The following is a 20,670-nucleotide window of genomic DNA, read 5'->3' as shown; positions in this document are numbered from 1 at the left end:
TGGTAAATTGTAAATTGTAAAATTGTACATTGAAATGGGAAATCCAAAAGCATTTTTAGAGATACACCGCCAGGAGGCGGGTTACCGTCCGATTCACGATAGAATCCACGATTTTGGCGAGGTAGAGCAAACGCTCAGCACTCGCGAACGCAAACTGCAGGCCAGCCGCTGTATGGATTGCGGTGTGCCCTTCTGCCATTGGGCCTGTCCGCTGGGTAACAAAGCACCCGAGTGGAACGACGCCCTGTACAAAGGCGACTTTGAGTTGGCCTACCAGTTGCTGAACACCACCAACCCCTTCCCTGAGTTTACTGGTCGTATCTGTCCTGCACTGTGCGAGAAGGCTTGCGTGCTGAACCGCTTTAACCACGAGCCAACCACCAACCGCGAAGATGAGTGCGCCATTACCGAGATGGCATTCCAGGAGGGCTTTATCGTGCCTAAGACCGATATCGCCCGCAACGGAAAGAAGGTGGCTGTGATTGGTGCCGGCCCTGCCGGACTGGCTGCTGCCAACGACCTGAACCACATGGGATATACCGTTACCGTGTTTGAGAAAAACGAAGCTGCAGGCGGATTGTTGCGCTACGGTATTCCTAACTTTAAGCTGAACAAGGCCGTTATCGACCGTCGTATCGCCCTGCTGGAGCAGGAGGGTATCGAGTTTAAGTACGGTCAGACTGTAGAGGTGAACGACGCCTTTGCCAAGGAGTTCGACGCTGTGGTAATCTCAACAGGTACACCAACAGCCCGTGATCTGAAGGCTCCTGGCCGCGAACTCAAGGGCGTACACTTCGCACTCGACATGCTGTCGCAGCAGAACCGCGTGCTGGCAGGCATGGAGTTCAGTAAGGACGAGCGCGTTACAGCTAAGGGTAAGGATGTACTCGTAATTGGTGGTGGTGATACTGGTTCTGACTGTATCGGAACCGCCCATCGTCAGGGTTGTAAGAGCGTTACCCAGATTGAGATTATGCCTAAACCCGTTGAGGGGCCCGAAGACCCACAGAACCCTTGGCCCGAATGGCCTCGCACTCTGAAGACTACATCGAGTCATGAGGAGGGCTGCACCCGCCGTTGGAATATCAATACCCTGGAGTTCCTGGGTAAGGACGGTAAACTTACTGGCGTAAAGGTACAGGAGATAGATTGGAAACCAAATCCCGAAGGCGGACGTCCCATCATGGTTGAGAAGGGTAAGCCCGAGATTATAAAAGCTGAACTGGTATTGTTGGCTATGGGATTCTTGAAGCCAGAGCATCCGCAGTATGCTGATAATGTGTTTGTGTGTGGCGATGCGGCCAATGGCGCCTCTCTCGTAGTGCGCGCTATGGCTAGCGGCCGCCAAACGGCCCAAAAAGTGAACGTATTCCTGTCTAAATAGTTAAACATGAAAGTTCATTTCACCAAGATGCACGGCTGTGGTAACGACTACATCTATGTTGATACCACGAAGTACAATATACCCGACCCTGAGGTGGCCTCCATTAAGTGGAGCCACCGCCACAAGGGCATCGGTTCCGATGGACTGGTGCTTATTGGCAAGTCAACCGTATCTGAGGCTGACTTTACCATGCGTATTTTTAATGCCGACGGTAGCGAGGCTATGATGTGCGGTAATGCCAGCCGCTGTATTGGTAAGTACCTTTACGAGCGCGGCATGACCAATCAGACAGAGATTTGCCTGCTCACCCTCTCGGGTGTTAAGGTGCTCAGTTTGCATGTAAACGGTGGTATTGTAGAGAGTGTTACCGTAGATATGGGTGAGCCCGTGCTCGAAAATGAGTCGCAGTTTTTGTCGTCACGTTGCCCCGGTCACGGCACATTCGTATCAATGGGCAATCCTCATTACGTGATATTTACCGATGATGTAGATCAGGTAGGTGAAACGGGTAGGGCCTTGGAGCATCATCCTGCATTTCCCCAGCGCTGCAACATTGAGTTTGCCCGTGTTGAGCCCGACGATAGTTTGCGTACTCGTGTTTGGGAGCGTGGCAGTGGTATTACTCAGGCTTGCGGTACTGGCGCCTGTGCCACCGCTGTGGCCGCTGCACTTACAGGTAAGGCCGGACGTACATCGCAGATTGTGATGGATGGCGGCACGCTTACCATCGAGTGGCGTGAGAGTGATAACCACGTGTACATGACTGGCCCAGCCGAGTTTGTGTGTGATGGCGAAATCGCCTTATAAAAGGTATTAGTTAAATCCCGTATTTTGATTACAATCTGTAAGAAAATGCATGTACAGAACTTACAATTTGTAATTTTGTTGTAAAAACAAGATAAAAAGTGTCGATAAAATAGGTAATTTACTTTCAATTTGTAGTACCTTTGCATCGAAATCATAGCAAAGTGTAAGCAAATTGTATAACAACATAAACAGTAATTATGGAAGCATTAAGATTTCAGGTTGTCGGCGAGGCTTTTAAGAAGAAGCCACTCGACGTAAAAGCACCAAGTGAGAGACCTTGCGAGTATTTTGGCAAGAAGGTCTTTAATCGTGAGAAAATGTACAAGTACCTGCCCAAGGATGTGTATGAGAAGATGGTTGACGTTATTGATAATGGCGCACGTTTGGATCGTACGGTTGCCGATGCAGTAGCTGCAGGCATGAAGCAATGGGCCACCGAAAATGGCGTTACTCACTATACTCACTGGTTCCAGCCCCTGACTGAAGGTACTGCCGAGAAGCACGACTCATTTATTGAGCATGATGGCAAGGGTGGTATGGTTGAAGAGTTTAGCGGAAAGCTGCTCGTTCAGCAGGAGCCTGATGCTTCTTCATTCCCCTCTGGTGGCATCCGTTCTACATTCGAGGCACGTGGTTATTCCGCATGGGATCCCACTTCTCCAGTTTTTATTATAGATGATACGCTTTGTATCCCCACAGTATTTATCAGTTATAGCGGCGAGGCTCTCGATTACAAGGCTCCGCTGAAGCGTGCGCTTCATGCAGTGAATGTGGCTGCTACTGATGTTTGCCATTACTTTGATCCTACTGTGAAAAAAGTAACCTCAAACCTCGGATGGGAACAGGAGTATTTCCTCGTGGATGAAGGACTCTACGCTGCTCGCCCCGACCTGCTGCTGACTGGTCGTACCCTGATGGGACACGACTCTGCCAAGAATCAGCAGATGGACGACCACTACTTTGGCGCAATTCCTGAGCGTGTAGCTGCTTTTATGCGCGACCTCGAGATTCAGGCTCTTGAGCTCGGTGTTCCTTGTAAGACCCGTCACAATGAGGTGGCTCCCAATCAGTTCGAGCTGGCACCTATCTTTGAAGAAACAAACCTGGCAGTTGATCATAACATGATGTTGATGTCGTTGATGAAGCGCATCGCCCGCAAGCATGGTTTCCGTGTATTGCTGCATGAAAAGCCATTTGCTGGCATCAACGGGTCTGGTAAGCACAATAACTGGAGTCTGTCTACTGACAATGGCATTCTGTTGCATGCACCTGGTAAGACGCCTGAGGCTAACCTGCGCTTTGCAACCTTTATCGTAGAGACCCTGATGGGTGTTTACAAGCATAACGGACTGCTTAAAGCATCTATCATGAGTGCAACCAACGCTCATCGTCTGGGTGCTAACGAGGCTCCCCCAGCCATCGTATCTTCGTTCCTCGGAAAGCAGGTTAGCGAGTTGCTCGACCACATTGAAATGGCCGATAAGGACGATATCCTGGCTATGGCAGGCAAGCAGGGTTTGAAGATGGATATCCCAGAGATTCCTGAACTGCTCATTGATAACACCGATCGTAACCGTACTTCTCCATTCGCCTTCACTGGTAACCGTTTCGAGTTCCGTGCCGTAGGTTCTGAGGCAAACTGCGCCAGCGCAATGATTGCCCTGAACGCTGCTGTTGCCGAGGCTTTGGTAGAGTTCAAAAAGCGTGTGGATGCTCGTATTCCTGAGTTCGAGAAGAAGTTGGCTGGTACAGGTCATAGCGCAACTTTCCACGCTATTATCGACGTGTTGCGCGAGGATATCAAGACCTGTAAACCTATTCGCTTTGATGGCAACGGTTATTCAGACGAGTGGGTTATTGAGGCCGAGAAGCGCGGTCTGGACGTAGAGAAGAGCTGTCCAAAGATCTTTGAGCGTTATCTCGACGAGGCTAGCATCAAGATGTTTGAGAGTCTGGGTGTAATGACCAAGAAGGAGCTTGAGGCACGTAACGAGGTGAAGTGGGAGACTTACACCAAGAAGATTCAGATTGAGGCTCGTGTACTGGGTGATCTGTCGATGAATCACATCATCCCAGTGGCAACCCGTTACCAGAGTGAGTTGCTAAGTAACTTGAACCATATGGCAGTAGTATTCCCTATCGATACCGCCGATAAACTCTCGGCTCGTAACAAGAAAATCATCCAGGAGATTGCTGAACGTACCTTTGCCATTGAGAAGGGTGTAGAGGAACTGGTTGAAGCACGCAAGAAGGCCAACAAAATTGCCGACGAGCACGAGAAGGCTATTGCTTATCATGATACAGTAGAACCACATCTCGACAGCATTCGCTATCAGATTGACAAACTTGAGCTGATTGTTGACGATGCACTGTGGCCACTGCCTAAGTACAGAGAATTGCTGTTCATCCGATAATCGATAAATCAAACAATTCTTTTTTTGGTTGTTTGAAAATCGCGATTGAGCGAAGAAGCCATGCAAGTTGGCTTGTAGATGGCTGAATCGTGAGCGATTTGTTAAAGTTTGCTTTGGGGCTCGATACTGAGATAGTATCGGGTCCTTCTTTTTTATCGTTTACGGGCAATCACATAAATGATAACGGGGGCACCGATGAGGGGGGTGACGGCGTTTAGGGGGATGACACCACTCTCGCCTGGCAGATAGCAGATGAGATTACATATTAAGGCAACTACCGAACCGCAGAGTAAGGTGGCGGGGAGCAGTTGACGATGGTTGTCGGTGGTGAGCAACAGGCGGGCGATGTGGGGGACAGCCAATCCGATAAAAGCTACAGGACCGCAGAAGGCGGTGGTGATAGCAGTGAGCAGGCCAGTTACTATCAGCAACCAGTTGCGAACACGCAGAATGTTTACGCCTAAGTTCTCGGCATAACGATCGCCCAGCATCAGGGCATTCAGAGGTTTTATCAATAATAAAGCGCCTAAAAGGCCTGTTAGCGTTACAATCGCAAACACAGGCATATTGGCCATCGACACACCACCAAACGAGCCCATACCCCATACCATATACGATTTTACACCCTCGTCGGTAGCAAAAAAGTTAAGTAGCGATATAGCCGAGTTGCTGATGTAGCCAATCATAATACCTATAATTAATAGCATCACACTATTGCGAACCAAGGTTGAGAAGAAAAAGATGATGGCCATCACCGTCATGGCGCCCACAAAGGCAGCCAGCAGGATGGCGGCAAAACCTGTTATGCTGACCGAACCTACAGAAAGTCCGCCACCTAAAAACAACATGACCAATGCCACACCTAATCCAGCACCGCTGTTTACACCAAATACACTGGGACCAGCCAGCGGGTTGCGGAAAGCCGTTTGCAGCATCAGTCCGCTTACAGCCAAAGCAGCACCACATAAGGTGGCTGTGATGGCTTGGGGCAATCGCGACTCTAAAATGATGAACTGCCACGAGGCTTTGGCGGCTTCGTTACCCAGAAGAATACTCACTACGTCGCCTGTAGGAATCGATACCGATCCCAATAACAGATTGAGGGCAAAGAGTACGATGACCACTAATCCCAATCCTATGCAATAAACAGAACCTTTGTTCATACAGTGGGCAAAAATACAAAATAATTATCAATTATGAATTATCAATTATCATTTTTCTACGCCATTCGTCACAAAATTACCGTTTATCACACCGTTCGTCACAAATCTGCACAGAATATCCCCAAAATTTGGAGTGTGTTGCAACTATATCTACTTTTGCAACGTCAAAACGACAAAGCTCGAGTTGCAAAATTTAATTGATGAAAGTTATGAAAAAGTTAAGTTTTAGACTGATGGCCCTGATGGCCACAATGATGATGACGCTGACAAGTTCCGCTAAGACACAGGACTGGGGCGGACGCGTGATAGATGAGAATGGCGAACCCATGCCATTTGTAAATGTAGTGCTGCTGTCGCTGCCTGACTCGGCCTTTGTGCAGGGTGCGATGACCAACGAACAAGGCGTGTTTAAGATTGTAACTGATGTAAACGAGGGCTTGTTTAAGGTAACGAGCGTAGGCTATCAGACCTTATATATTAAGGCCGGACAGGATCTTACCCTCCAGATGAAAGAGGATAACCAGCTGTTGAAAGAGGTGGTAGTAAAAGGTCAGTTGCCTAAAACTCATGTTAAAGGCGATGCCATGCGTACTACTGTGGCAGGAACCATCCTTGAAAAAGCCGGAACCGTGAGCGATGCTTTGGCAAAGATTCCTTCGCTCGAAGCCGAGCGCAATGGTGCAGTAAAAGTGCTGGGTCGTGGCGATGCCGAGGTGTATATCAATGGCCGTAAGGTGCAGGATATCTCTGAGTTGTCGCGCTTGCGTTCCGATCAGGTGCTACATGTAGATGTGGTTCAGAATCCAGGAGCCCGCTATGCCGCATCAACTAAGGCTGTGGTTCGCATTACGTTGAAGAAGGCGCAGGGTGAGGGTATCAGTTTCCAGGATAATGCTGGTGGCATGTATCAGTATGGTCATACGCTTACCAATAACCTCGATGTGAATTATCGTACTGGCGGATTGGATCTAACAGCATCGTTCTGGACTGGCAGATATGGTCACAGCAAGTCGTTACAGGAGGATGATATGTATTATATGGTGCCAAATGGCAATGGCAAAGATGTGGTTACCGGCTATACCAAGCAGGAAACCAAACAGATATGGAAAGGTCTCTCGCCACAGCTTCAGGTAAACTACATGATTGACGAGAACCATAGTTTGGGTGCTTTCTACAAGTACGACTATCACCCCAGTGGCAGCCTGACCAGCGATTTTAACACCGACGAGTATCAGAATGGCGTCTTTATGGAGCGTTCGGAGAGTAAAATTAACCAGGATGATAAGTTTAAGAAACACATCTTTAATGCCTATTATAATGGTAAGATTGGTAAGTTGGGTATCGACCTGAATATCGACGGACTTTTCGACGATACCGAAACTCCAGGCAATACCAGCGAGTTTGCCACATCGCCTACTGGCGAGAAAACGCAGCGCACTATCAATAGCAATACCAAGAGCGGTAATAATTTCTGGGCTTCGAAGCTTATCTTCAGCTATCCATTGCTGCAGGGTAACCTCTCTATCGGTGGTGAATATAGCTACAATCATCGTACCGATGCCTACTCGTTTACCGCCTCTGAGGCAGTGCCTGTAACAGCTACCGATACAGAGATTAACGAGAAGTCGGAGGCCGCCTTTATCGAATATGGACATCAGTTCGGAAAGCTGTATGCCCAGGTTGGTTTGCGTTACGAGCATCTGAAGAACGACTATTATAACTTTGGTAAGCGTATGGACGATGAGAGCCGCGACTATGGCGACTGGTTCCCCACCGCTACCCTCTCGGCGCCTATCGGTAAGGTTCAGCTGGCACTCTCTTATCGTCGCGATATCAAGCGCCCAGCCTACAGCAGCTTAACAAGCTCTACCATCTATCTGAACCGTTATGCCTATCAGAGTGGTAACCCATATCTACGCCCCACTTACACTCACAGTTTAGAGCTGAACGTAAACTATAAGTGGATGGGAATGAGTATGAACTACTCGCGTATTAAGGATTTGGAGACGATGTCGTCAGAACCCTTCCCTGGTGCCGATGATCCGCTGGTATGCCTGGTTCGTCCCATCAATACCGAGGAGGACTTCAATCAGCTGGGCCTGAATCCCTATGCCAGTCCGGTTATTGGCTGTTGGCATCCTACCTGGTACGTCTATGTTCAGTTCCAGGATTACAAGGCGCCTCGTGCAGATGGTTCTACCATCACCCTCAATCATCCTTATTGTCAGGTAGGTTGGAATAATACCATCCAGCTGTCAAAGGGTTGGCGCATTAATGCTGGATTGAGTTATGTGCCTAAGGGTGATGCTAATAACTTCCGTATTCATAAGCAGCAGTTCCGTTCTAACCTTGGTGTACAGCGCGACTTCAACCTGCGCCGTTTGGGTACGCTTACTGCCGATGTACGTTGCAATGATATCTTTAATACCGATAAGACTAACGCCACCTTGTTTGGTCAGCGTGAGTTGACTGTTCGCAATCCAGCCCGTCGTACCTTCATGCTCGACCTGACTTGGAAGTTCAACGAGGCTCACAGTAAGTATCGTGGAAAAGGTGCTGGCGAAAAGCAGAAGGCACGTATGTAATCCATCAATAAGAAGCATACTTCGCACCACTTCATCCTTGAATATCTGCAGATGAAGACGTTCTAGGGACAGACTTTCGACCTGCGTTCCCACGAGATTGTCGACAAATTCACCTCGCTCACATTCCCCAATATTGCCTATCGTGTGGAGTTCTGATGGCGGATAATCATCCCATTCATCACATTTTTGTACAGAATATCCCTAATATTTGGCATGTGATGTAGTTATTTATATCTTTGCAGCGTCAAACAATCGAAATGTGGAATTTCAAAAATAAGAGAGTTATGAAACCAAGAACGATTATCGGATTAGTTTTAGTTGTGGGCGGCCTGGTTAAGCTGGCTACCATCTGGGGAATTATTCATTGGGAGTGGTTCGAAACCATGACTGAAGGTCCTTGGAGCATGTACTTCAGCATCTGTTTGATAATATATATAGGTGCGCATCTGATTGTCGATAGTTATCGTCGCGACCCCGACCAGTGGTTGCAGCGCCCTCTGCCCATTGGCGAGGATGGCAAGCGTATTTGTTGTAGCGTGCATTATGGTGGCGATGAGTATATCTTCCGTGGCGAGCAGTTTCATGGTGCCCGTCTCGACGCTTTCTGTGGCGGTATCCGTATGGACTTGCGCGAGGCTGTGATTACAGAGGACGAGGAGATTGATATCCACACTTTCTGTGGTGGTGTCGAGCTCTTTGTGCCAGCTCATGTCAATGTATTGATAAAGAGTCGCAGTTTCATTGGAGGCGTAGGCAACTCAACCGTGCATGTGCCTGATAAGGATGCCCCTTGTCTACACGTCGTAGCCAGTAACTTCTTTGGGGGAGTTGATGTCAAAAACTAGTATGAAGTTTTGTTAATATCAAGTTAGAATAAATTTCTAAAAGGCAGTATTCGTCGCGATGATGCGTGCTGCTTTCATGGTAAGAACAAATATCGTTGAACTAATTATAGATTACGAAGTATGAAAAAAATGTTTTTTGCTGTAGCTATGGCCCTTGTTAGTTTGGCCGGCTCAGCACAAGATCTGAAAGCGAACATGGACCCGAGTGTTAAACCTGGCGACGACTTCTGGCAGTATGCCGTTGGCGGCTGGCTCAAGGCCAATCCGCTGGATAAACAGCATGCTGAGAATGGTGCGTTTACCGACTTGGAGGAGCTGAACAACGATCGTATTAAGGAACTGATTATGAAGTATGCCGAGAAGCAGATGCCACAGGGAACCGACGGACAGAAGATAGGTGCTCTCTATCGCTTATATATGGATAGCGTAAGCCGCAATAAGATGGGCTACGAGCCAATCAAGCCCTACCTCAAGCAAGTACGCGACGTTAAAAACCGCGAGCAGTTGCTTAAGCTGATGTGCGATTTCGATGCAAAGGGATTCAATACCGCTCCATTCGGTATCAGTCTGTCACTCAATCCATTCAACTCGTCAGAGTATATGATTGGTGGCGGTCATGGTGGTGCCTCGCTGCCACAGGAGTACTATGCCAACCCTAACGAGCAGCAGAAGAAGACAGTTGAAGCCAAGAAGGCCATGTATAAGGATTTCTTCAAGATGGTAGGCTACAGCGAGAAAGAGGCTCAGAAAAAGATGGAGGCCGAGTGGGGCATCGAGCACGCTATCGGCATTAAGACCCTGAATCAGGTTGAGCGCCGTAATCCCATGGCTACTATCCACATCATGCCTTGGCAGCAGTTGCTGAACGATTTCAAGGGTATCGACTGGGTGGGTTATCGCGATGCCTTAGGTATGCCAAAGGATATCGATCAGGTGAACATCAGCCAGTTGGAGCCTCTGCACGAGGTTGAGAAGATTCTGGCCAACACCAGCCTCGACGATCTCAAGTCGTATGTCGAGCTTCAGATTATCCGCTCTTACAGCGGTTTCCTGAGCGATGCTTTCGAGGATCGTGCTTTCGAGGCCCAAAAGGCCATCAGTGGTGTACAGGAACAGCAGCCCCGTTGGAAGCGTGCTGTTTCAACCATCAGCGGTAGTCTGGGCGAAACCATCGGTAAACTGTACGTTCAGGAGTACTTCCCCGAGAGCAGCAAGCAGCGTGTGATACGTTTGGTTAAGGACCTGCAGCAAGCCTTTGAGGACCGTTTGAAGGAGAACACCTGGATGAGCGATAGCACCAAGGCCAAGGCGCTCGAAAAGCTGCACGCCATGCATATTAATGTAGGTTATCCTGATAAGTGGGAGGATATGGAGAAGTTTGTGGATATCCGTGAGAACGAGAATCTGGTTGAGAACTTCATCCGTATCACTCAGGAGGCACGCGCTGCTATGTTCCGTAAGTACTGGCACCAGCCTGTTGATAAAACCCGCATGGTTTGCACACCTCAGACTGTTAATGCCTTCTATCATCCCCTCTTCAACAGCATCAACTTCCCTGCAGCCATCTTGCAGCCACCGTTCTTTGATGTAAATGCCGATTACGCCAGCAACTACGGTGCCATTGGGGTGGTAATGGGACACGAGATGACCCACGGATTCGACGATCAGGGTTGTCAGTTTGATAAGGATGGTAACCTGAAGAACTGGTGGACAGCTGATGATAAGACCAATTACGATGCCCGTACCAAGGTGATAGCCGACTGGTTTAGCGAGCAGGAGGCTGTGCCTGGTTTGAAGGTGAACGGACAGAAGACTCTGGGCGAGAACGTGAGCGACAATGGTGGTTTGAAGATTGCCTATCGTGCTTACGAGAACCGTATGAAGCAGGAGCCATTGAGTAATGTCGAGGGCTTCACCCCTGCACAGCGTTTCTATCTGGCCTATGCCCGTGTATGGGCTTGTAACAGCACCCCTGAGTACACCGCCATGCTGGTTAACAGCGATGTTCACTCACCTGCCCGTATCCGTGTTATGGCTGCTCTGCCTATGATCGATACCTGGTACGATGCTTTTGGCATCAAGCAGGGCGATAAGATGTTTATCCCTAAGGAGAAACGTGCATTAGTATGGTAAAGAAATATGTTGTGGTAACTGCCCTGGCACTTGTTAGTACAACAGGCAGGGCGCAGGAGCCTCAGGACTCAATAGAATCTGTAGACAAGTATTTAAATCTGAAGGAGGTCGTCGTTAAAGGCGGCCTCCCTCACACTCGTCTCAAGGGTAACGCTATGGTTACCCGTGTGGATGGTACGGTGCTGGCATCGGCAGGTACACTGGGCGACTTGCTGGTAAAGGTGCCAGGCATGACTGGTACCGATGAGGCTCCCGAGGTATTAGGCAAGGGTACGCCTCTTATCTATATTAACGGTCGTAAGATGCGCGACGACAGCGAACTGAAGCGCCTACGCAGCGAGGACATTCGCGATGTAGAGGTGATTAACAACCCAGGAGCCCAGTACGATGCACAGATACGTGCCGTGGTGCGTATCAGAACCAAGAAGCAGAAGGGTGAGGGTCTGGGACTGAATGCCACACTCTCGAACGAGCGCGATCTGCGTTACGATTTCGACCGTCCACAGGTAAAGCTGGGGGCCAACTACCGCAAGGATGGGGTAGATGTGTTCGGACAGGTATATTTCTACCATCAGGACTACCGCCAGTACAGTACGATTGAGGATAAGACCATGACCGATGTGAAGACATTTTATCAGCATGGCCCTTACACCATGACGTGGAAGTACAACCAGCTGAACTATAGTGCTGGTGTGAACTGGCAGCTGAACGAGAACCACTCATTAGGTGCGCGCATAGACCTGACACACCGCCCCAAAAGCGGTACCAACCAGGTGATATACGATGAGGATGTGATAGAGAATAACGTGAAGATCGACCATCTGTACTCGCACCAGACCAGCAAAGAAAGCAAACCTCTGGGCATACTCACCAATACCTATTACAATGGTAAGGTGGGCAAGTTAGGTATCGACTTTAACTTCGACTTTATGAAGGGGGGTACCGATACCGACCGCGAGAATGTGGAGCTGAGTCAGATTCAGAACGACTATGTGCTCAGTAAGTCGGGTACCAACAGCCATCTGTATGCCGCCAAGCTGGTGCTGTCGTACCCCATCTGGAAGGGTTCGCTGGATGCAGGAACCGAGATGAGCTTTGTGAAGCGTAATAACACATACTGGATTGACAAGGCTACCATTGCCAATACCGATGCCGACATTAAGGAGAATAACATGGCGGCCTTCGCCGAGTATGGTTGCGACTTTGGCAAATGGGGACAGGCCAGTGCTGGTTTGCGTTACGAGCATACGCTGTTGGATTACGACGATGCCAGCAACGACGACTATCTGCACCGTTCGATGGACGAGTGGTTCCCCACTGTTTCGTATGCAGTGACGCTTGGTAAGGTGCAGGCTGGACTCTCCTATAGTTTTAAGACCGAACGCCCCAGCTTTTTTGCCATGAACGATGCCGTTACTTACATCAGTCGCTATACCCTGCAGGCAGGTAACTCGCAGTTGAAGAATGAGCGTATCCGCGACCTGACGCTGAACCTGGCCTGGAAGTGGATTAACCTCTCAGCCTCGTACGAACATACCAAGAATGCCATTATCCAGTGGACGGAAATCAATACAGCCCAGAAGGATGCCACACTTGTAAAGCATCGTAATCTGGATAAGCCTATCAAGGTGCTAAGTGCCTATCTGTCGCTCACACCACGTGTGGGCATCTGGTCGCTTAACGCTACGTTGGGTGTCGAGAAGCAGGATTTGTATCTGGATGTAGAGGGGCCGCACAACCACCAGTATCGTGTGTATTGCAACAAGCCCACTTATACCGTGAACGCCTTTAATACCTTTACACTCAAGCATGGCTGGCAGTTTGATGCCAACGTGATGTTCCGCTCAAAGGGTAACTCGTATATTTTCTATAACGACACCTACAGTCTGCGTTTGGGATTGGTCGTACAGAAGAGTTTCCTGAAGGACCGCTCGCTCATAGCCCGTGTGGGCGTAGTCGACTGCTTGCAGCGCCATCATGTGAACGAGGTGTGCGATCTGGGTTACAACTGGTTCAAACAGACCAATCGTTACTCAACCCATAAGTTGGTAACTACGCTCATTTACCGCTTTAACGCCACCCGCAGCAAATACAAGGGTACTGGAGCGGGCAGGGATGTGCAGGCCCGTATAGGCTCATAATCTTATCGCCGCCATCCAGTAACGAGCCTTCCATTCGCCTGAAAGGTGGGTGGCATCTTCTACCTTATTTAATATACACAAGGCGCTGTCGGCGTGTTCTCCAACAAGTGTCTCTGCTTCGCTAATAAGCTGTTTATCTGTTTTGCTGCATGCAGCTAATAGTAATACAATGAATAGATAATTAATTAGTTTCATGCCGCATGAATAAAGTAAATTAGTGATTTAACCAAGCTATTCGTCACAAAAGTATGCAGATTATCCCAAAAACTTGCTTCGTATTGCAACAATACGTATCTTTGCAACGTCAAATAGCAAATAATAAAAACGAATGTTATGAATAAAACGAGATTATTGGTTGTACTAACCATCGGTTTGTTGAGTGTTATGAGGTTGAAGGCTCAGAGTCAGCGAATGAGTGAGTTCCAGAATGAGTTCTCCAAGTATCAGACACAATACTGTGAGCTGATGCATAGTGGAAAGCATAAGGAGGCGATGGCTCCGCTGGCAAGTTGCATCGCGATGCTTGACACTACCACGATTTTCAAGGTGTCGCCCATTCCTGAGAGGGCCATCAAGGAACAGAAGGGACTTCTGTACTACGACTATGCGTGCTGCTATGCACTGGTGGGGCAAAAGAAACAGGCACTCGCGGCATTGGAGCAGTCTGTTCTGCTGGGCTACAAAGATTATAATAATATGGTGAACGACAACGACCTCCGCTCGCTGCGCAAGGACAAGAAATACCAGGCGCTACAGGCGCAGGTGAAAGACCGTCAGCCGCTGAATGTGCTGAAGAAGTCGGCCCCGTATGCAAAGGATGATGCGAAGGTAGAGTTCCGTTATCAACCCAAGAGATCGAACAATCTCTGCAAGGTTCGCGATTACTTTAAACTCGATTCTGTAGCAGGTCAGGGCGATGAACTGTCGAAGATTATCAATCTGCTGCACTTTGCCCACGACAACATCCGCCACGACGGCAGCAACCAGGCGTTTGCCGAGTTGGATGCCATCGACCTTTACAACTATTACAAGGCTACTGGCAAGGGGGTGAACTGCCGCCAGCTGGCCATATCGCTCTGCGAGATGTACCTGTCGATGGGCATTCCTGCCCGCTACGTGACCTGCATGCCTGCCGATTCGCTCGATTATGAGTGCCATGTGATTAACACGGTGTGGTCGAGTCAGTTGCAGAAATGGCTTTATATCGACCCCACGATGGATGCCTGGGTGACTGATGAGAACGGCACGCTGCTTAGCATCGCCGAAGTGCGCGAACGACTCATTAACGACCAGCCCTTGGTGCTTTGTGAGACAGCCAACTGGAACCATGAGTCGCAGCAGACAAAGGAATACTATTTGGAAACCTATATGGCGAAGAACCTGTACTACTTTGTGTGCAAGAAGCTTAACCGCTTTAATCCTGAGAGCGTCTATCGCGACAACGATCCTGAAGGTGACGTCAGACTTATACCAGTAGGCTTCGTTAACAACAATTGGAAGTGTGATACCACAACCGACCCAGAGGTATTCTGGGCAAAACCAGAATAAATAGTTACAATGGCGATAACAAGTGAGAGATTGAACCAGACTTTTAGTGAGGGCGGAGCTCAGGAGATATACCAAGAGATTAAGGCGAAAGGTGATTTTCTGGGCTTTGCCCAACGCTATGCCTTCGACACCGACTATCGTGTGGCGAGAACTGCTTTGTGGGGTCTGACCAAAGCTAAGGACGAAGAGTTGTCGGAATTGAAGGTGATATACAATGAGCTGATAGATCAGGCCATGCAGACGGAGAATTCGTCGGTGAGGCGGCTAACGCTGAACATCATCGAAAAGCTGAAAATGGACGAGGATGATTTGAGGACTGACTTTCTTGATTTCTGTTTCGAGCACATGGTCAGCATCGAAGAGTTTCCTGGCACCCAAACGCTCTGCATGAAACTCGCCTTTCGCATGTGCACCTTCTATCCAGAACTGATGGACGAGTTGAAACGTACCCTCGAAGCGATGGAGATAGATTATTATAAACCCGCCATAAAGTGTCTGCGTAAAAGGATTTTCAGTGGGCGATACAAATAAAATAGATTTTTGAGTACAAAAGAGAATATGAACATTCTGATTATAAATGGCAGTCCTCGGAAGAAGGGGCTGATTTCCCAGATGCTAGGCATCATGCAGGAGGAGGCTGAAACGCGAGGCGATACAGTGGAGATGGTCTATACCAACGACCTGACCGTGAAGCCTTGCAAAGGCTGTATGGCGTGTCGCACGAAGCAGAAATGCGTTCTCGCAGAAGATGATTCGCAGCGGGTGTTGAAGCTGATGCAGCAGGCTGATGCGATCATCATGGGTGCACCTTGCTACTGGGGCAACATCCCTGGACAGATGAAACTGATGTTCGACCGTCAGGTGTATGGCATGATGCGTGATACTAATCGTTTTCCAGAACCGCTGATGAAAGGTAAGAAGGGTATCCTTATCAGCACCTGCACTACGCCATGGCCTTGGAACATTTTGTTCAAACAGTCGCGCGGAGCTATCCGTGCCATGCGTGAGATAGCCCGCTATGCAGGTTTCAAAATCGTAAGTACCATCGAGCGTGGCGGCACAGCCATGCATCCCGCGCTGACCGAGAAAGACAAACAAAAGTGCCGTAAGGCTATCAATAAGTTGTAAATAATTAAAATCAAAAATAACAATGATTATTAGATTAGAAGATACAAAAGACTATCGTGAGGTAGAGAACCTGACGCGTGAGGCATTCTGGAACGTATATCGTCCTGGATGCACAGAGCATTACGTGCTCAATCAGTATAGAACCAATCCCGACTTTATACCAGAGCTGGATTTTGTGATGGAGGTAGATGGAAAGATCATCGGTCATGTGATGTTTTCGAAGGCCGAACTTGTGCTTGATGATGGCAGCAAGAAAGCTTCGTGGACATTCGGCCCCATCAGCATTCATCCTGCCTACAAGCGCAAGGGCTATGGTCTGAAGTTGCTGCAATATGCCTTGGATAAGGCTCGCGACATGGGTATCGGCTTTATCTGTATGGAGGGTAACATCGAGTTTTACAAACATGCAGGCTTCGACCTTGCCAGCAAACTGAACATTCACTATCATGCCGAGCCGAAAGATGCCGAAGTGCCTTATTTCCTGGCTCAGGAACTAATTCCTGGTTGGCTTAAGAATAATGGTATCGCCGAGGCAACCTATTGCCCTCCCAAGGGCTATTTTGTAGCCGATGAAAACCCAGAGGCTTTCGAGGCTTACGAAGCCAGCTTCTCTCAGAAGGAGAAAGCATTCCAAGAGGGCCAACTGCCACAGTTCTGCCAGAGTTGCGGCATGCCATTGACGCGTATCGAGGATTGCGGTACAAACGAAGACGGCAGTACCAATTTTGATTATTGCCTGTATTGCTACAAGGATGGTAAGTTTGTGCAGGAATGTACCATGGACGAAATGATAGAGCATTGCGCTCAGTTTATTGATGAGGTAAACAAGAACATGCCCAAGCCCATGACCAAAGAAGAGTATAAGCAGATGATGCAAGGTTTCTTCCCGATGCTAAAGCGATGGAGAAAATGATGGAAACGAATAGAATTATATTGCGCCCTTGGCGCGACAGTGACGCGGAGACACTGTATAAATGGGCTTCTGATCCGGATGTGGGGCCTCGTGCAGGCTGGCCACCACATCAGAGTGTGGAGGAGAGTTTGGAAACTATTCGCACTGTATTTTATGATATAACCAATACTTGGGCTATTGAGTTGAAAGAAACAGGCGAGCCGATTGGTGCTATAGGTTACGGGCCATCTTGCGAGTGCGACCTGCCGACCCGTGATGGTGAACCGCTCGTCGGCTATTGGGTGGCTAAACCCTATTGGAACAAAGGTATCTGTACGGAGGCTCTGCGCCTGATGCTAGACCATATCCGACAAACGACGGACATCAATTCGCTAATCAGTGGTCATTTCGTTGACAACCCCGCTTCAGGCCGAGTGATGGAGAAATGTGGCTTCGTCCCTACAGGTGAAACCTGCATCGATGCGAATCAGTATCAAGGTGAGAACAGGCCTATCAGAGTGTTGAGATTAGAATTGTCATCATTGCATGGTGCTACTGGCCAGGAGCTATGAGAACAATTAAACAGATTAGAGAACATATTTAAAAACGAACAAAAATAATGAAACACGAGATTATTACATTAGCCGATGTTAAGATTATCGGTATGCACAAGGAAATTGCATTCTGCAAGGGACAGGAAGAGTGCCCTAAGTTCTGGGGCGAGTATGTGGAACGCATTATTAAACCCGTCTTTATGGAACACAAGGCACCTGATCCCTTTCAGCAGGCAGCCATCGACAATGGTGTCGGAGAGTTTGGGCTCTGCACCTGCGACACTCCCAACCATAATTGTGCAACCTGTTGGGAGGCAAACTTTGGTGCTTGCAGCAAGAACACCTTTACATACGTCATTGGCGGAATATATAAAGGTGGTGGGGTGCCTGAGGGAATGCAGCTTTTCCCTATTCATAGTGGCAAGTGGCTGAAGATGCATTTCGAGGGAGGCATGAAAGCCTTTCAAGAGCAATACCAAATGTTCTATAAGGAGTGGCTGCCCCAGCACTCGGAATTCCATTGCCCCAACAACGCTATGACGATGGAATGGTACAACGGCACCGACATCGACTCGCTCAATTACCAGTGTGGCGTGATGATGCCATTGGAATAAAATAAAGGATAAGAAAGACAATGCCTATGAAACACCTGCCGAATATCCTGTCGTCGCTCCGAATTGTCGGAACTGTTGTTCTGTTGTTAAGTGATGTGTCAAGCATTCTTTTCGGGGTGCTTTACATCGTTTGCGGCATCAGCGACATAGCCGACGGGTGGCTGGCTAGGAAACTGAAGTGCGTTACCAGGACTGGAGCATTGCTAGATAGCGTGGCAGACATCTGCTTCGTAGCATGTTGTGCTTGGAAGCTCCTGCCGATACTCGAACTGCCACAATGGCTATGGTTGTGGGCAGGAGTAATCGTCGCGATTAAAGTCGTGAATCAGCTTTCAGCACTTGTGATGTATGGGCGCTGTTGCTTCCCTCACACCCTCGCGAACAAGTGGGCGGGATTCCTGCTATTCATTACGGTACCCATGACATTGTGGTCTATCGCCCCCATCTCAATAGCTGCAATCGTAGCCACATTTGCTGCTGTACAAGAGGGACATTTCATAAGACGGAACGCTCCCCGCCAAACGGGGAGGTGGCTTCCGCCGGAGGGACAATGAAACTATATTATATGATATGAGAAAGATAGTAACTATAGTTTGTGCATTGATTGCTACATCGTGTTTGGGCCAAGACCTAATATGCGACAGTACCAGCTATGGTGCGTGCATCATGCGTGATGGCTCTTTTGTTGGCATTAATGAAAACGAGCATTTTGCCATGCACAGTGTGATGAAGTTCCCGCAAGCATTATGTGTTGCCGATTATCTGAGTCGGAAAGGGCTGGATCTCGATGACACTATCGTTGTCGATAAGGCAGACCTGATGCAAGACACATGGTCGCCAATGCTAAAACGGTTTGAATGCAAAACGACCTTTTCGTATGCGCAACTGCTGGAATTGTCTCTCGGACAGAGCGACAATAATGCCAGCGAACTCCTTTTCAAGTTTTGCGGCAAGCCCAAAGCGGTAGAGAAGTACATGAGAAAACTTGGATTCCACGATATCCATATCCGTATGACAGAGGAACAGATGCACAAGAATCCGGCAAAGGCTATCGAAAACAGTTCTACCCCCACTGAGATGGTTCGTTTGTTCGAGTGGTTTTATCATCATAAAGATGACAACCGATATCTGACATTCATCTGGAAGGCGATGGCAGACTGCTCAACAGGACAGAAACGAATCCCTGCAGCCATACCTGCAGATGCTCGAATCGTACATAAGACAGGTACGGGATTCCCATCTGCTGAAGGATTGCAAGACATGAACGATGCAGGTATCATTCTCATGCCTAATGGAAGCCACGCCATTATCGCCATTTTCACCACGAATTCATCATCTGAGGCAGTGATAGCAAATATTACCAGACAACTGTTAGAACGAAGAAGATAAAGTGTTAAATCCGTGTTAAAGTATTCATTTCTCTTGACTCGTCCCTAAGGGCATGCCTTATTTTTGCAGTCGCTTAGCAAATACATCGCGCGATTATGAATTTTAAAAAGAAATTAAAAATCGGAGAGTTCTCACAGTTGATGCAGGTAACAGTTAAAACCCTGCGTCATTATGAGCAGAAGGGACTACTGGTACCTGACGAGGTGGACGAGTGGACGGGCTATCGCTATTACAGCATCGACCAGATGCAACGGCTGAAGACCATACGCGACCTACAACGTCTCGGTTTCTCGCTGGATGAGATTAAGGACCTGTGCGATTCATATTCTCACACTCCAACCATCCGCCAGCTTACTGAGAAGATAAAGGAAACAGAGGCTGAGCTGAAACTACTGATCGCCCGTCGTAACCAACTGCTCGACTGGAGGAACGCTCGCAAAGAAATGAAGACAATGGAAAAGATTAGTATTCAATCTCTGCCCGAAATCATCGTGGCAAGTCATCGTGAAGTAATTCCTAACTACGCCGCTATCGGCCCTATGTGTGTCGAGAAGATTGGTCCTGAAATGCAACGTTTAGGATGCAAGTGTCCGCCACCAGGTTACTGCTTCACCATTGAGCACAACAAGGAGTACACCCCCACCAACATCGATATCGAGTATTGCGAACAGGTGGAGGAGATGGGCGAAGACAGCGCCATTATCAAGTTCAAGCGCTTGCCAGCCGTACCCAAGGCCCTCTGCATGAAGCACGTTGGTCCTTACGAACGCTTCTACGAGTCGTTCACCGAGGCCTTCCGTTATATTGAGGAGCAGGGCTATAAGGCGGTCGGGCAACATCGTACATGCTACATCGATGGAGCATGGAACCAAGAAGACCCTGAGAAATGGCTGTCGGTGATTCAGATACCAATAGAGTAATAATTCGCCCTGATCGTCCCATATAGTTTGGGGCGGTCAGGACAAAATGAGTTACAGAATGAAAGAAATCACAATTAACCCTCAGCAGATTGCCGCATGTGGATTATATTGCGGAGCATGCAAAAAGTTCCTCAATGGCAAATGTCCAGGATG

The 20,670-nt window shown here is 48.5% G+C and carries 18 protein-coding genes and 1 pseudogene; 17 read left to right on the top strand and 2 right to left on the bottom strand.

The annotated features are described in order from the left end of the window. Positions 1–34 precede the first annotated feature (34 nt). From T491_RS0112005 to T491_RS0111995, 3 genes are all read left to right on the top strand, one after another. Positions 35–1,384, top strand: a complete 1,350-nt coding sequence (locus tag T491_RS0112005) for a glutamate synthase subunit beta (protein WP_028904105.1) — start codon at positions 35–37, stop codon at positions 1,382–1,384. A 6-nt stretch (positions 1,385–1,390) separates the two neighbouring features. Then, positions 1,391–2,191 carry a diaminopimelate epimerase gene (gene dapF / locus T491_RS0112000; RefSeq protein ID WP_028904104.1) on the top strand — a complete coding sequence of 267 codons (801 nt, stop codon included), beginning with the start codon at positions 1,391–1,393 and terminating at the stop codon, positions 2,189–2,191. 197 nt (positions 2,192–2,388) lie between these two features. Next, complete coding sequence (locus T491_RS0111995; RefSeq protein WP_028904103.1) at positions 2,389–4,605, top strand: glutamine synthetase III; 2,217 nt, start codon at positions 2,389–2,391, stop codon at positions 4,603–4,605. Positions 4,606–4,757: 152 nt separating this feature from the next. On the opposite strand, the gene T491_RS0111990 is transcribed toward T491_RS0111995, so the two are convergent. Beyond that, entirely contained in the window at positions 4,758–5,768 is a 1,011-nt protein-coding gene (locus T491_RS0111990; protein WP_028904102.1) for an iron ABC transporter permease, read from the bottom strand. Positions 5,769–5,977: 209 nt separating this feature from the next. Between T491_RS0111990 and T491_RS16495 the strand changes: the two genes are divergently transcribed. From T491_RS16495 to T491_RS0111970, 4 genes are all read left to right on the top strand, one after another. After that, the gene (locus T491_RS16495; protein ID WP_197018869.1) at positions 5,978–8,353 is read left to right on the top strand and encodes an outer membrane beta-barrel family protein; all 2,376 of its coding nucleotides are present in this window, start codon (positions 5,978–5,980) and stop codon (positions 8,351–8,353) included. 284 nt (positions 8,354–8,637) lie between these two features. Next, positions 8,638–9,198: a LiaF domain-containing protein gene (locus T491_RS17185; protein WP_197018868.1), complete on the top strand. Its 561-nt coding sequence runs from the start codon at positions 8,638–8,640 to the stop codon at positions 9,196–9,198. 120 nt (positions 9,199–9,318) lie between these two features. Further along, positions 9,319–11,331, top strand: a complete 2,013-nt coding sequence (locus T491_RS0111975; RefSeq protein WP_028904101.1) for a M13 family metallopeptidase — start codon at positions 9,319–9,321, stop codon at positions 11,329–11,331. Next, positions 11,325–13,472: an outer membrane beta-barrel family protein gene (locus T491_RS0111970; RefSeq protein ID WP_028904100.1), complete on the top strand. Its 2,148-nt coding sequence runs from the start codon at positions 11,325–11,327 to the stop codon at positions 13,470–13,472. The genes T491_RS0111975 and T491_RS0111970 overlap by 7 nt, the downstream gene beginning before the upstream one ends. Here the strand turns inward: T491_RS0111970 and T491_RS0111965 are convergent. Continuing rightward, positions 13,467–13,667, bottom strand: coding sequence for a hypothetical protein (locus tag T491_RS0111965; RefSeq protein ID WP_028904099.1), 201 nt, complete (start codon positions 13,665–13,667; stop codon positions 13,467–13,469). The two genes, T491_RS0111970 and T491_RS0111965, sit on opposite strands and share 6 nt — an antisense overlap. Positions 13,668–13,805: 138 nt before the next feature. Between T491_RS0111965 and T491_RS0111960 the strand changes: the two genes are divergently transcribed. From T491_RS0111960 to T491_RS0111920, 10 genes and pseudogenes are all read left to right on the top strand, one after another. Beyond that, the gene (locus T491_RS0111960; protein ID WP_028904098.1) at positions 13,806–15,020 is read left to right on the top strand and encodes a transglutaminase-like domain-containing protein; all 1,215 of its coding nucleotides are present in this window, start codon (positions 13,806–13,808) and stop codon (positions 15,018–15,020) included. Between the two features lie 9 nt (positions 15,021–15,029). Beyond that, positions 15,030–15,551 (top strand): hypothetical protein, encoded by a 522-nt coding sequence (locus T491_RS0111955; RefSeq protein WP_028904097.1) that lies wholly within the window; start codon positions 15,030–15,032, stop codon positions 15,549–15,551. 27 nt (positions 15,552–15,578) lie between these two features. Beyond that, positions 15,579–16,148 (top strand): flavodoxin family protein, encoded by a 570-nt coding sequence (locus T491_RS0111950; RefSeq protein ID WP_028904096.1) that lies wholly within the window; start codon positions 15,579–15,581, stop codon positions 16,146–16,148. Between the two features lie 22 nt (positions 16,149–16,170). After that, a pseudogene (locus T491_RS18125) lies at positions 16,171–16,557 on the top strand (GNAT family N-acetyltransferase); the annotation flags it as partial. A 261-nt stretch (positions 16,558–16,818) separates the two neighbouring features. Then, positions 16,819–17,061 (top strand): zinc ribbon domain-containing protein, encoded by a 243-nt coding sequence (locus T491_RS18120; RefSeq protein ID WP_231480250.1) that lies wholly within the window; start codon positions 16,819–16,821, stop codon positions 17,059–17,061. Then, positions 17,049–17,612, top strand: coding sequence for a GNAT family N-acetyltransferase (locus tag T491_RS0111940; protein ID WP_231480247.1), 564 nt, complete (start codon positions 17,049–17,051; stop codon positions 17,610–17,612). The genes T491_RS18120 and T491_RS0111940 overlap by 13 nt, the downstream gene beginning before the upstream one ends. A gap of 47 nt (positions 17,613–17,659) precedes the next feature. Further along, the gene (locus T491_RS0111935; RefSeq protein WP_028904094.1) at positions 17,660–18,208 is read left to right on the top strand and encodes a GyrI-like domain-containing protein; all 549 of its coding nucleotides are present in this window, start codon (positions 17,660–17,662) and stop codon (positions 18,206–18,208) included. Between the two features lie 20 nt (positions 18,209–18,228). Beyond that, complete coding sequence (locus T491_RS18270; protein ID WP_051523143.1) at positions 18,229–18,762, top strand: CDP-alcohol phosphatidyltransferase family protein; 534 nt, start codon at positions 18,229–18,231, stop codon at positions 18,760–18,762. Positions 18,763–18,778: 16 nt separating this feature from the next. Then, a complete protein-coding gene (locus tag T491_RS0111925) occupies positions 18,779–19,597 on the top strand; it encodes a serine hydrolase (protein WP_081773371.1) in 819 nt (272 codons plus the stop codon). Between the two features lie 95 nt (positions 19,598–19,692). Next, positions 19,693–20,517 (top strand): MerR family transcriptional regulator, encoded by an 825-nt coding sequence (locus tag T491_RS0111920; RefSeq protein WP_028904092.1) that lies wholly within the window; start codon positions 19,693–19,695, stop codon positions 20,515–20,517. Positions 20,518–20,670: the final 153 nt, after the last annotated feature.

This window comes from Prevotella sp. P6B4, from assembly GCF_000619985.1.
GTDB lineage: Bacteria > Bacteroidota > Bacteroidia > Bacteroidales > Bacteroidaceae > Prevotella.
This window is presented reverse-complemented; position numbering and strand designations above follow the sequence as displayed.

Bases quoted from the DNA above. Each gene is read 5' to 3' on its own strand.
- T491_RS0112005 (WP_028904105.1), top strand. From the start codon at position 35: ATGGGAAATCCAAAAGCATTTTTAGAGATACACCGCCAGGAGGCGGGT.
- dapF (WP_028904104.1), top strand. From the start codon at position 1,391: ATGAAAGTTCATTTCACCAAGATGCACGGCTGTGGTAACGACTACATC.
- T491_RS0111995 (WP_028904103.1), top strand. From the start codon at position 2,389: ATGGAAGCATTAAGATTTCAGGTTGTCGGCGAGGCTTTTAAGAAGAAG.
- T491_RS0111990 (WP_028904102.1), bottom strand. From the start codon at position 5,768: ATGAACAAAGGTTCTGTTTATTGCATAGGATTGGGATTAGTGGTCATC.
- T491_RS16495 (WP_197018869.1), top strand. From the start codon at position 5,978: ATGAAAAAGTTAAGTTTTAGACTGATGGCCCTGATGGCCACAATGATG.
- T491_RS17185 (WP_197018868.1), top strand. From the start codon at position 8,638: ATGAAACCAAGAACGATTATCGGATTAGTTTTAGTTGTGGGCGGCCTG.
- T491_RS0111975 (WP_028904101.1), top strand. From the start codon at position 9,319: ATGAAAAAAATGTTTTTTGCTGTAGCTATGGCCCTTGTTAGTTTGGCC.
- T491_RS0111970 (WP_028904100.1), top strand. From the start codon at position 11,325: ATGGTAAAGAAATATGTTGTGGTAACTGCCCTGGCACTTGTTAGTACA.
- T491_RS0111965 (WP_028904099.1), bottom strand. From the start codon at position 13,667: ATGAAACTAATTAATTATCTATTCATTGTATTACTATTAGCTGCATGC.
- T491_RS0111960 (WP_028904098.1), top strand. From the start codon at position 13,806: ATGAATAAAACGAGATTATTGGTTGTACTAACCATCGGTTTGTTGAGT.
- T491_RS0111955 (WP_028904097.1), top strand. From the start codon at position 15,030: ATGGCGATAACAAGTGAGAGATTGAACCAGACTTTTAGTGAGGGCGGA.
- T491_RS0111950 (WP_028904096.1), top strand. From the start codon at position 15,579: ATGAACATTCTGATTATAAATGGCAGTCCTCGGAAGAAGGGGCTGATT.
- T491_RS18120 (WP_231480250.1), top strand. From the start codon at position 16,819: ATGCCATTGACGCGTATCGAGGATTGCGGTACAAACGAAGACGGCAGT.
- T491_RS0111940 (WP_231480247.1), top strand. From the start codon at position 17,049: ATGGAGAAAATGATGGAAACGAATAGAATTATATTGCGCCCTTGGCGC.
- T491_RS0111935 (WP_028904094.1), top strand. From the start codon at position 17,660: ATGAAACACGAGATTATTACATTAGCCGATGTTAAGATTATCGGTATG.
- T491_RS18270 (WP_051523143.1), top strand. From the start codon at position 18,229: ATGCCTATGAAACACCTGCCGAATATCCTGTCGTCGCTCCGAATTGTC.
- T491_RS0111925 (WP_081773371.1), top strand. From the start codon at position 18,779: ATGAGAAAGATAGTAACTATAGTTTGTGCATTGATTGCTACATCGTGT.
- T491_RS0111920 (WP_028904092.1), top strand. From the start codon at position 19,693: ATGAATTTTAAAAAGAAATTAAAAATCGGAGAGTTCTCACAGTTGATG.